The organism is Mesorhizobium sp. M7A.F.Ca.CA.002.05.1.1, assembly GCF_003998335.1.
Taxonomy (GTDB): Bacteria; Pseudomonadota; Alphaproteobacteria; order Rhizobiales; family Rhizobiaceae; genus Mesorhizobium.
Genome location: NZ_RZQI01000093.1, coordinates 1 through 11,522 on the forward strand (window position 1 = coordinate 1; position 11,522 = coordinate 11,522).

11 protein-coding genes are annotated in these 11,522 nt (G+C 62.3%); 4 read left to right on the plus strand and 7 right to left on the minus strand.

Going from position 1 to position 11,522, the window contains the following annotated elements; all coding sequences use genetic code 11:
* Positions 1-1,133 (plus strand): aspartate--tRNA ligase (gene aspS / locus EN939_RS07405; protein WP_127267502.1); only part of this gene is annotated, 1,133 nt, incomplete at its 5' end.
* 232 nt (positions 1,134-1,365) lie between these two features.
* Here the strand turns inward: aspS and EN939_RS07410 are convergent.
* Both EN939_RS07410 and EN939_RS07415 read right to left on the minus strand, forming a co-directional pair.
* Positions 1,366-2,556 (minus strand): hypothetical protein, encoded by a 1,191-nt coding sequence (locus EN939_RS07410; protein WP_127267503.1) that lies wholly within the window; start codon positions 2,554-2,556, stop codon positions 1,366-1,368.
* A 103-nt stretch (positions 2,557-2,659) separates the two neighbouring features.
* Entirely contained in the window at positions 2,660-2,929 is a 270-nt protein-coding gene (locus EN939_RS07415) for a hypothetical protein (RefSeq protein WP_127258120.1), read from the minus strand.
* Here EN939_RS07415 and parC point away from each other — a divergent pair.
* Both parC and EN939_RS07425 read left to right on the plus strand, forming a co-directional pair.
* The gene (gene parC / locus EN939_RS07420) at positions 2,885-5,137 is read left to right on the plus strand and encodes a DNA topoisomerase IV subunit A (RefSeq protein WP_127267504.1); all 2,253 of its coding nucleotides are present in this window, start codon (positions 2,885-2,887) and stop codon (positions 5,135-5,137) included. The two genes, EN939_RS07415 and parC, sit on opposite strands and share 45 nt — an antisense overlap.
* Before the next feature lie 238 nt (positions 5,138-5,375).
* Positions 5,376-6,590 (plus strand): AI-2E family transporter, encoded by a 1,215-nt coding sequence (locus EN939_RS07425; protein ID WP_127267505.1) that lies wholly within the window; start codon positions 5,376-5,378, stop codon positions 6,588-6,590.
* A gap of 12 nt (positions 6,591-6,602) precedes the next feature.
* Here the strand turns inward: EN939_RS07425 and EN939_RS07430 are convergent, their stop codons facing one another.
* From EN939_RS07430 to EN939_RS07445, 3 genes are all read right to left on the minus strand, one after another.
* Positions 6,603-7,499, minus strand: coding sequence for a DMT family transporter (locus EN939_RS07430; RefSeq protein WP_127267506.1), 897 nt, complete (start codon positions 7,497-7,499; stop codon positions 6,603-6,605).
* A 129-nt stretch (positions 7,500-7,628) separates the two neighbouring features.
* Entirely contained in the window at positions 7,629-8,393 is a 765-nt protein-coding gene (locus EN939_RS07435) for an arginyltransferase (RefSeq protein WP_023810205.1), read from the minus strand.
* Between the two features lie 140 nt (positions 8,394-8,533).
* On the minus strand, positions 8,534-9,004 hold the full coding sequence (locus tag EN939_RS07445) for an RDD family protein (protein ID WP_127267507.1): 471 nt from the start codon (positions 9,002-9,004) through the stop codon (positions 8,534-8,536).
* Between the two features lie 208 nt (positions 9,005-9,212).
* Between EN939_RS07445 and sthA the strand changes: the two genes are divergently transcribed.
* Positions 9,213-10,601, plus strand: a complete 1,389-nt coding sequence (sthA, locus tag EN939_RS07450; RefSeq protein WP_127267508.1) for a Si-specific NAD(P)(+) transhydrogenase — start codon at positions 9,213-9,215, stop codon at positions 10,599-10,601.
* A gap of 26 nt (positions 10,602-10,627) precedes the next feature.
* Here the strand turns inward: sthA and EN939_RS07455 are convergent, their stop codons facing one another.
* Complete coding sequence (locus tag EN939_RS07455) at positions 10,628-11,296, minus strand: alpha/beta hydrolase (RefSeq protein ID WP_127267509.1); 669 nt, start codon at positions 11,294-11,296, stop codon at positions 10,628-10,630.
* Positions 11,297-11,341: 45 nt separating this feature from the next.
* A partial coding sequence (locus EN939_RS37930; RefSeq protein WP_206528268.1) for a hypothetical protein occupies positions 11,342-11,522 on the minus strand: 181 nt, incomplete at its 5' end.

An 11,522-nucleotide genomic window follows, 5' to 3' on the forward strand; every position in this document is an offset into this window, starting at 1 on the left:
GCTTCCGCGACGAGGACCCGCGCGCCGATCGTCTCCCTGGTGAGTTCTACCAGCTCGACCTTGAAATGAGCTTCGTCGAGCAGGACGACGTGCTTTCGACCATGGAACCTGTCATGCGCGGGGTCTTCGAGACCTTCGCCAACGGCAAGCCGGTGACGCAGAATTTCCAACGCATCCCCTATAATGTGGCCATGCGCAAATACGGTTCCGACAAGCCGGACCTGCGCAACCCGATCGAAATGCAGGCCGTTTCCGACCATTTTCGCGATTCCGGCTTCAAGGTGTTCGCCAACATCCTGGCCAACGATCCGAAGGCCGAGGTGTGGGGCATTCCGGCAAAGACCGGCGGCAGCCGCGCCTTCTGCGACCGCATGAATTCCTGGGCGCAGGGCGAGGGCCAGCCGGGGCTGGGTTATATCTTCTGGCGCAAGGAGGGTGACAAGCTCGAAGGCGCCGGCCCACTCGCCAAGAACATCGGCGAGGAGCGCACAGAGGCGATCCGCCTTCAACTCGGCCTTGCCGACGGCGATGCGGCCTTTTTTGTCGCCGGGGATCCGAAGAAGTTCGTCTCCTTCGCGGGGGCTGCGCGCACCCGTGCCGGCGAGGAGCTGAACCTTGTCGACCGCGAGCGTTTCGAACTGTGCTGGATCGTCGACTTCCCGTTCTTCGAGTGGAACGAGGAAGAGAAGAAGATCGACTTCGCCCACAACCCGTTCTCGATGCCGCAAGGTGGCATCGATGCGCTGAATGGCGAGGACCTGCTCGGCATCAAGGCGTTCCAGTACGACATGGTCTGCAACGGGTTCGAGATCGCCAGCGGCGGTATCCGCAACCATCTGCCCGAAACCATGGTCAAGGCATTCGAGACGGTCGGGCTGGATCGCGCCACGGTCGAGGAGCGCTTCGGCGGCCTCTACCGCGCCTTCCAGTATGGCGCGCCGCCGCATGGCGGCATGGCCGCCGGTGTCGACCGCGTCGTCATGCTGCTGCTCGGCGCCAAGAACCTGCGTGAGATCACCATGTTCCCGATGAACCAGCAGGCCTACGATCTGTTGATGAACGCGCCTTCGGAAGCGAGCCCGCAGCAGCTTCGCGACCTGGCGCTGCGCGTTGCCGTGCCCAAGAAGGACTGACGGCGGCGTTGCAACTGCCCTTTCTCCCCGTCTCTATACGGGGAGAAATGTCCGGCAGGACAATGAGGGGCAGCGCGGATGCGGGCGATTGGCGAACGGCCGTTGCAGCTGACGCCTTCTGACAGGCAATCGGTTCGGCATGAATTGCAATTTGTAGGCGTCGGCGCTGCCCCTCATCCGCCTGCCGGCACCTTCTCCCCGTATAGTGACGGGGAGAAGGGAACTACTTCGATCAGTCTTCGTTGGCCTTGACGGTGACGCCGAGCGTCTTCGGCAGGTCGAGCGGGTTGGACATGGCGCCCGCCATGATCAGTGCGAACGGCACGGATGCCGGCGGCTCGGCCGAGATTTCGAGGCTCTTCGGATCATCGAGGAATTTGCTGACCGCGGCCGTAACCTGCGCCGTCAGTTCCGGATTGTTGAGCTGCGCCATGCCGAACGGCACGATCGCCTTGGCCTGGTTGGCGATGTCCTTGCCGGACATGCCTTGCTGCTTGCCGACATAGTCCAAAACCTTGTTGGTCAGCGAATCGTCGTCGAAGCGGATCGAGGCGCTGTTGAACGAAAGCTGCTGCAACAGGCCGAGCATGGCCATGCCTTGCGCCGAATTGTCGGCGCCTTCGGGCTGTGCAGCCATCTTCTTCTGCATTTCCTGCAGCGACTTGATAAAGTCCAGCGTGTAGCCGCCGAGATTGAAGGTCATGCCGAGCGTGCCGGCATTCTCGACCGAGATGTCGTATTTCGACAGTTCCATCTTGCCGTCCGTGGGCTGCCAGGTGCCGGCCATTTCGAGATTGCCCGCGATGTTCTGGTAGCCGAGCGCGTTGATGACTTCCTTGGACTTCGGATCGTCCACCAGCGTCAGGTCGGCGTTGAATTTCTCCGTGGTGGCGGTGAATTCCATCGCCTTGCCGTCCGCCGGCGGCGTGATCTCGATGGCAAGTCCATCCATCGAGAAGGCGGTCTTGTCGGCGACCTTGACGGTCATGTTCGAGAGTTCGGCTGACTTGTACATCATCAGCGAGCCGAGCGGGCCGGTGGCGCCGTCGGCCGGAACTGTCATGTCATGGATGACGAAGGGGCTGAGGTCGAGGGTGACGCCGTCCTTGCTGTGTGTGAAGGCAGCCGTCGATACGGTGGCGATGTCATAGCCGCCATTTGCCTCGGTCACACCTTCGAGTTTGACGTCGCCGATGGGAAGCGCTTCCTTCTCCGCCGCCGGTTTGATGGCAACGCCCTGCAGCACCATGCTGGTGTTGTCGCCGGTCACGCCAGTCCAGGTGATGTCGACACCTTGTGCGACAAGCGCGGCCTTCAGCCGGTCGGCCACTGCCGTATCCTGTGCGAGGGCCGCATTCAGCGGCAGCGTGAGCAAGAAGGTCGAAAGGGCTAATTTCCTAAGAGTTGAGCGTTTGATTGTCATCGCAAGGTCCCTGAGAGTGTCCTGAAATTGTTTTTTCAATTATTTGCGCCATCACCATTCCGTGACGAACTGGACCGGAAAAAGGCGTGTCCCGGCACATTGGTCAAAAATCGCGGTGAAAGGCAAACCCGATCCCACCGTCTTTGCGCAAACCGGTGAATTTGTCATGAAGAGCCGATAGCCGGATGTCGTCGCGCTTGGCCATAGAACCCGCATGTAACAGGCTGATGTTGGCCGACATCCCCCGGGGTGCGGTTTCGTGTTGCAGAAGGGCCGGTATCTCTGTCGGGCTCTTGCCGCGAATCACCCGCTCGGCTAGTCCGAGCCCATGGGAAAAAGGCTTTTGCCGCCTGAAAATGGCGGTGGCGATCATATCGAACCGGTCGATCTGAAGAAGGCGCTGGAAGAGCGCTATCTGGCCTATGCGCTGTCGACCATCATGCACCGGGCACTGCCCGATGTGCGCGACGGACTGAAGCCGGTCCATCGCCGCATCATGCACGCCATGCGCCTGCTGCGGCTCAACCCCGACCAGGGCTTTGCCAAATGCGCCCGCATCGTCGGCGAGGTGATGGGCAAGTTCCACCCGCATGGGGACCAGTCGATCTATGACGCGCTGGTGCGGTTGGCGCAGGATTTTTCGATGCGCTATCCCTTGGTCGACGGGCAGGGCAATTTCGGCAACATCGACGGTGATAACGCCGCCGCCATGCGCTACACCGAAGCGCGCATGACCGATGTGGCGACCGAACTCTTGTCCGGCATCACCGAGGATGCCGTCGATTATCGGCCGACCTACAATGAAGAAGACGAGGAGCCGGTGGTTTTGCCCGGCGCCTTTCCGAATCTGCTGGCCAACGGCTCGTCCGGCATCGCGGTGGGCATGGCGACATCGATCCCGCCCCACAACGCCGCCGAGCTTTGCGATGCCGCACTTCACCTGATCGAAAACCGGGACGCGCCGGTGGCGAAGCTGATGGAGTTTGTCCAGGGGCCGGATTTCCCGACCGGCGGCATCATCGTCGACAGCCGCGCCTCGATCCTCGAAGCCTATCAAACCGGCCGCGGTGGCTTTCGCGTGCGCTCGAAGTGGTTCCAGGAGGACCAGGGCAGGGGCACCTGGAGCATCGTCGTCACCGAAATACCCTACGGCGTGCAGAAGGCGCGGCTGATCGAGAAGATCGCCGAACTGCTGATGGCACGCAAGCTGCCGCTGCTCGAGGACATCAGGGACGAAAGCGCCGAGGACGTCCGCGTCGTGCTGGTGCCGAAGAGCCGTTCGGTCGATCCCGGCATCTTGATGGAATCGTTGTTCAAGCTGACCGAGCTCGAAAGCCGCTTCCCGCTCAACATGAACGTCCTGTCGCGCGGCAAGGTGCCCAACGTGCTGTCGCTGAAGGGCGTACTGCAGGAGTGGCTCGAGCATCGCCGCGAGGTTTTGATCCGCCGCTCGAAACATCGGCTTGGCGAGATCGAAAGACGGCTGGAGATACTTGCCGGCTATTTGATCGCCTACCTCAACATCGACGAGGTGATCAGGATCATCCGCGAGGAGGATGAGCCAAAGCAGGTGATGATGGCCCGCTGGTCGCTCACCGACACCCAGGCCGAAGCCATCCTCAATATGCGGTTGCGCGCTCTGCGCAAGCTTGAAGAATTCGAGATCCGCAAGGAATTCGACGGCCTGAGCGCGGAGAAGAAGCAGATCGAGGCACTGCTTGCTTCAAACGAGAAGCAGTGGGCGACGATCAAATGGGAAGTCACCAACATCCGCGACAAGTTCGGTCCGGAGACCGAACTCGGCAAGCGCCGCACCCAGTTCGCCGACGCGCCCGAGCATGATCTGGCCGACATCGCACACGCCATGATCGAGCGCGAGCCGGTCACGGTCGTCGTGTCGGAAAAGGGCTGGCTGCGGGCGATGAAGGGGCATCTGGCCGATCTCTCGACGCTGACCTTCAAGGAGGGCGACAGCCTCAAGCTCGCCTTCCATGCCCAGACCACCGACAAGGTGCTGGTCTTCACCACCGGCGGCAAATTCTACACCATCGGCGCCGACCGGCTGCCTGGCGGGCGCGGCCATGGCGAGCCGATCCGCATCATCGTCGATATGGACAATGACCAGGACATCGTCACCGCCTTCGTCCACGACCCGAAGCGCAAGCTGCTGCTGGCCTCGCACGACGCCAACGGTTTCATCGTGCCGGAGGAGGAAGTCGTCGCCAACACCCGCAAGGGCAAGCAGGTGATGAACGTCAAGGCGCCGGACGAAGCCAAGCGCTGCATCCCGGTCACCGGCGACCATCTCGCCATCGTCGGCGAGAATCGCAAGATGCTGGTGTTCGCGCTCGCCGAGATTCCGGAGATGGGCCGCGGCAAGGGCGTGCGGCTGCAGAAATACAAGGATGGCGGCCTTCTCGATCTCAAACCGTTCACGCTGGAGACCGGCCTCTCCTGGCAGGATTCGGCCGACCGCACCTTCACAAGGTCGCGCGAGGAACTGGCCGAGTGGATCGGTGCCCGTGCGTCGGCCGGACGGATGGTGCCGAAGGGATTCCCGAGGACGGGGAAATTTGGGTAGCGCTGCTAATCTCCCCTCGAGGGGGAGATGTCGCCAAAGGCGACAGAGGGGGTCGGCACGACTGGACGCGACCTCCTTCGCCGGCAGAGGAGGTTAGCGCTTCACGCGCGGCGACCCCCTCTGGCCTGCCGGCCATCTCCCCCTCGAGGGGGGAGATCCCCAATCATTTGGACTATCGTCACGATTGCTGCACTATATCAGTGCATAGACAGGAGGGGTGTTTGGGAGAGCCAGGCGTTTGAAGGAAGCAAAAATCCAGAAACCGGAACGGCAGCAACGCCTGTTCGGCCTGTCGACGCCGCTCAGGTCCGCCGTCATCCCGCCGCTGTCGGCGGCGCGCTGGCTGCTGGTGCTGATCGTCGCCGCCGGCGTTTATTTCTTCCACGGCTTCCTGTTTCCGGTGCTGGCGGCGCTCGTCATCGCTTTCGCAAGCTGGCCGCTTTACCGCCGCCTGCTTGTCGCGGTCAGTGGCAACCGCACCATCGCCGCGACCTTAGCCATCCTCTTTATCTTAGCCTTCCTGGTGATCCCGATCGCGCTCGCCGGCACCTATGCGATCAACGAGGTCCGCGAATGGGTCGCCTGGGCGATCGAGACCAACCGTCATGGCGCGGTGACACCGCACTGGATCGCCACCATGCCTGTCGTGGGCGAGTGGCTGAACCAGCAGTGGACGACCAATTTCGGCCATCCCGGCGGCATTGGTGAACTGATCCAGCTGGTCAGCGGCGCTAACATCGGCAGCATCTATCGCGGTGTGCTGGCCGCCGGCGGCAGCGCTTTCGGCTTGCTCCTGACATTGTTGTTCATGATGATCGCGTTGTTCTTCGCCTATCGCGACGGCGAGCATTTTGCCGGCCAGGTCGACCGTCTCGGCGAACGCATCCTGCCGACCAGATGGGAACGGATTTCGCGCGTCGTGCCCGCGACGATCTCGTCGACCGTGACCGGCATGACCGTGATCGCCATCGGCGAAGGCCTGGTGCTGGGCATCGCCTACTGGCTGGCCGGCGTGCCGTCGCCGGTCACGCTTGGCGCCTTGACCGGCGTCATGGCGCTGATCCCTGGCGGTGCGCCACTGTCGTTCACGCTGGTCTCGATCTATCTGGCCGCCAGCGGCTCGCCGATGGCCGGGCTGGCACTGTTCCTCTGGGGTGCGGTCGAACTGTTCATCGTCGACAAGACACTGCGCCCGAAGCTCGTCGGCGGGCCGATAAAACTGCCCTTCCTGCCGACGTTTTTCGGCCTGATCGGCGGCGTCAAGACCATGGGGTTTCTCGGTCTGTTCATCGGCCCGGTGCTGATGGCCCTGCTGGTCGCGATCTGGCGCGAATGGCTTCGCGAGGTGGAAATGGCCGATGAAGTCGTCCCGGGCTCGCCAGCCGAAATCGAAGCCGGTCCGCAAATCGAGGTCCTGCCGGAACCCGACGTGGCGAAGAAGGCCAGCGCCTGATCTCAACGCGCCTTAGACCGGATGTTGCACCGCAAGGTCGCCACGCCGCTTGCGTCCCTCGTGAAGCTGCCACAGCGAATGCGCGATCAGCGTGACGATCAGGATCGCGCCGCCGATCAGGCTGTTGCGCGTCGGTGTTTCGGCAAAGATCATCCACACCCAGACCGGCGCCAGCACGGTTTCGAGCAGGTAGAACATCGCCACTTCAGGGCCCGAAATGTATTTCGGCCCGGCGGCAAGGCAGAAGAACGCAATCGGCATGACGACGGCGCCGTTGAGGATGATCCACCAGGGCGCCTCCACCTGAAAGCCGGTGTTGGAGACCATGAACGCCGCCAGCCCGAAGGGCAGGACGACGCCGATCAGTGAGGTAAAGCCCATATCCTTGCCGCTGGCGCGCGAGATGGTGATGGCGCAGGCGATCAGGAAGGCCGAACACAACGCCATCAGGTCGCCGAACAGATGTCCGGTGCCAACGGAATCGCCGACGATGATGACGACGCCGACAATCATCATGGCCAATGCCGCAAGGGTCAGCGGCCGCGGCCGCTCCTTCAGGAACACCCATGAAAGCAGCGCGGCGAACATGGTTGTGAAGGCCAGGATGAACACCAGGTTGGCGGTCGAGGTGTTGTAGACGCCTGTGATGAACGCAATCGCGCCGAGCCCGTAGATCGCGGCAACGATCAGGCCCGACCAGCCAGGTATCAGCTGCGGCGCATTCTTGCTGAACGAGCGCCAGATGGTCCACATGATCAGTGCCGCGGCCAAGGTGCAGCCGGTGCGCAGCAGCAGGATTGTCCATGCCTCGCCGTGGGCGAGCCGGATCAGCGGGATGTCCACGGTCAGCGTCAGCCCGCCAAATGCGGTGAGCAGAAGTCCTTTGGTGTGAGTATCGTGAGACGACATGCAGCGACTTTCACAATGAATTCGGGAGAGGATGGCGGACCGGCGCAATCGCACGCTCTCCGCCAACCAGCGGAAAGACCAGCATCGTCTCGATTGAAAATGTTTAAGCCCGGACTTGGGAAAGAGTAATCAGCGCGCGACCGCTTCGTTGGTGTAGCGCTCCCAGCCCTTCGGGCCGAGATGCTCCTGCGGCATGAAGCGCATCTTATAATTCATCTTGCGCGAGCCGTTGACCCAGTAGCCGAGATAGACATGGGGCAGGCCCATCGCCCTGGCGCGGGCGATGTGGTCGAGGATCATGAACGTGCCGAGCGACCGTTCCTCGAAATCGGGATTGAAGTAGGAATAGACCATCGACAGGCCGTCGGCCATCTTGTCGGTGAGCGCCACCGCGATCAGCTCGCCCTGTCCCTTGCCGGTGATGAACGTGTCTGGTCCACGCCGCCGATACTCGATCACCTTGGTGTCGACATGGGTATCCTCGACCATCATCGCATAGTCGAGCACCGTCATGTCGGACATGCCGCCACGGCGGTGGCGGGCATCGAGATAGCTGCGGAACAGGGAATATTGTTCGGTCGAAGGCTCGGCATTGTGCATGTGGCCGACGAGATCGGAATTGTGCTGCAGCACGCGCTTCATGTTGCGGCTGGCGACGAATTCCTGGGCGAGGATGCGTACCGAAACGCAGGCGCGGCAGGTCTCGCAGGCCGGCCTGTAGGCGATGTTCTGCGAGCGCCGGAAGCCGCCTTGGGTCAAGAGGTCGTTCATCTCCGCCGCCTTGTCGCCAACCAGGTGCGTGAACACCTTGCGCTCGAACTGGCCGTCGAGATAGGGGCACGGCGACGGCGCGGTCAGGAAGAACTGCGGCGACTGGGTCGGATGCTGCGTCATCGAGCCTTGGAAACACTCCTTCGAATCGCTCTACCTTTGGCGCGGACGGCGAAAAATTCAACAGGATTATGTGGGCGTGGTCGACTCGACGCCTTCACATTTGTGCTCAATCGGTTGCGACTGCTCTTCAGAGGGCCGTTTCAGCGGTCCGTGCGGCTGACGACCGTGCCAAGCAAAAGATCGTGCAAGGTGCGCTTGCGGTCGGAAAACAGCGTCACCAGCAGGACGAGCGGCGACAGGATGACGTTGCCGGCCCAGAACAGCACCGAATGGACGACCGCGGTGAGGCCGTCGATCGGCCTGCCGTCGAGCCGGTCGAGCCGGATGCCCATCATCTTCATGCCCGTGGTGGCCTGGTCGGTGCTGCCCAGCGTGTTCCAGATGTAGAGGATGGCCACAGTCGGCAACAGGATACCGAACAGCATCCAGCCAAGCCCGAGGGTCAAAAGCCCGAGGAAGAACACCAGAATGGCAAACGGAATGGTAAGCAGCGCGACGATGACATAGTCGATCACGAAAGCCAGGATGCGCTTCGTGCGCACGCCGTCATAGGCCCTGACATCGTCGAGCCTGCTGGTGATGATTTCGCCGTCGAGAACGCGCGCGTTCATGTCATTTCCTCGTAACAAGGTCCGACATAGGGTGCGGACCGCTCAGCCATGAAATGGTGAAGGCCTGTGGCGGAATCAAGATCGGGCTTCTTGCGGTGCGCCGGCCTTCAAGGCGCCAGGCGCAATCTGAACCGGTTGAATTTGCGGCGCGGATAGCATTAGCTTGCTGCGGCGCAGCAAAAGCGCACATGGCAGGGGACGGGGCAATATGGACTACGACATGCTGGTCATCGGCAGCGGCCCTTCCGGTCGCCGGGCCGCGGTGCAGTCGGCCAAGCTCGGCAAATCGGTGCTGGTGGTCGATCGCGGCCGGCGTCTGGGCGGTGTCTCGGTGCATACCGGCACCATCCCGTCGAAAACGCTGCGCGAAACGGTGCTCAACCTTTCGGGTTGGCGTGAGCGCGGCTTCTACGGGCGCGGCTACCGGGTCAAGCAGGATATCTCGGTCGGCGATCTGGTCGAGCGCCTGCACAAGACGCTCGACCATGAGGTCGAGGTGCTGCAGCACCAGTTCATGCGCAACACGGTCAAGAGCGCCCGGGCTGCGGTGAAATTCCTTGGCCCCAACAAGGTCAGCCTGACCACCGACACCGGCGATTACAGCGAGGTCGGTTTTGCTAATGCGCTGATCGCGGTCGGCACCAGGCCGCACCGGCCGCGCGATGTGCCTTTCGACAAGACCCGAATCTTCGACAGCGACGAGATGCTGGAACTCGACCGCTTGCCGCGCACGCTGACGGTGATCGGCGCCGGCGTCATCGGGGTCGAATATGCAACGATCTTTTCCGCGCTCGACGTGCCGGTAACCTTGGTCGAGCCGCGCAACTCCATCCTCGATTTCGTCGACCGCGAGATCGTCGACGATTTCATCCACCAGATGCGCGATCGCGGCATGACCATCCGGCTGGGCAGCGCGGTGAAGGAAATCCGCTCCAAGCCTGATGCCGCCGAGGTGGAACTGGCCGATGGCCGCACCATTCGTTCAGAGGTCGTGCTCTACGCCGCCGGCCGCACCGGCAATGTCGGCAACCTGGGCCTCGATGTCGTGGGAATCGACGCCGACTCCAGAGGGCGCATCAAGGTCGATCCGCATACGTTCCAGACCAGCGTGCCGAACATCTACGCCGCCGGCGACGTCATCGGCTTTCCGAGCCTGGCCTCGACTTCGATGGAGCAGGGCAGGGTGGCGGCCTGCCATGCCTTCGGCGTGCCGTTGCCGCCGCCACCGGAAACATTCCCCTATGGCATCTATGCGGTGCCGGAAATCTCGACGGTCGGCCAGTCCGAGGAACAGGTGCGTGAAAGCGGTGCGGCCTATGAGATCGGCGTGGCGCGCTTTCGCGAGACCTCGCGCGGCCATATCATGGGCGTCAACACCGGCTTCCTGAAACTGTTGTTCTCGGTCGAAACGCGCCGTCTGCTCGGCGCGCACATCATCGGCGAGGGCGCCACCGAGCTCATCCACATCGGCCAGGCGGTGATCAATCTCGGCGGCACCGTCGACTTCTTCGTCAACAACACCTTCAACTATCCGACGCTCGCCGAAGCCTACAAGATTGCAGGGCTGGACGCCTGGAACAGGATGGGACGAGGGTAGGCCGGCTGGTCGTGGCGGCGAGCCTGTCAGCTTGCCTGCGCCACCGCCGCGGATCCCGACAGCCATTGTCTGACGATTGCGGCGTCGGCGCTGCCGAATTCATGACCTGATGGGACAATCCGGGCGTCGATCTCGGCGCCATGCTGGCTGAGCAATGTCACCAGAGCAGGGGCGAAGGGCGAATAGGTGAGATCCGCGGCGCCGGCGATCATCAGGACGCGCACCTTTGACAAATCCGTCGCCGGCACGTGATCGAGCACCGGCATCGGCCGCAGCAGCGCGGCGCGCTCGACGAGCTCCGGATGCAGCAGCATCAGGCTTGAAACCAGATTGGCGCCGTTCGAATAGCCGAGGAACGTCGCGCGTGAGAGATCGAGATGGTGGCGTGTGGCCGCGTCGGCGACGAAGCCCGCAAAGGCATCGGTCTCGGTGCGGATGCTGTGCTGTTCGAAGCGCGTCGGCGTGATGCGCGCGAACCAGCGGAAACCATCCTCCTGGACAATGCGGCCACGCACCGCGATCAGCTTGGCCCGCGGTGCGATCTCTCGTGCCAGCGGCACCAATGTCGTCTCGTCGACACCCGATCCATGCAGCAGGAAGAGACATTCGCCGGTTGAATCCGCCGGGCTGTAAAGCCGGTAGCTGAAGGCCAGATCACGCCGCTGCGCACCATCTTGTGAGGTCTCTTCGATCATCGCGCATCCTCTTGATTATATGAGGTTTCGCTCAATTTGCCGGCTTCAAAACGCAATATTTTCAAGCTCCGCGAAAGTTGATTGAACCGGGCGCATTACAGTCCGTTTCTCCGCCGATAACATTCCTTCGGGAGGAATCGAAGCGGTGCGCCGGGGGTCGCATTGCTCGGCATGAACAACCAGCTTTGAGGCCTTTTTGTCGATGACCACCCAGATTTCCCCGGAC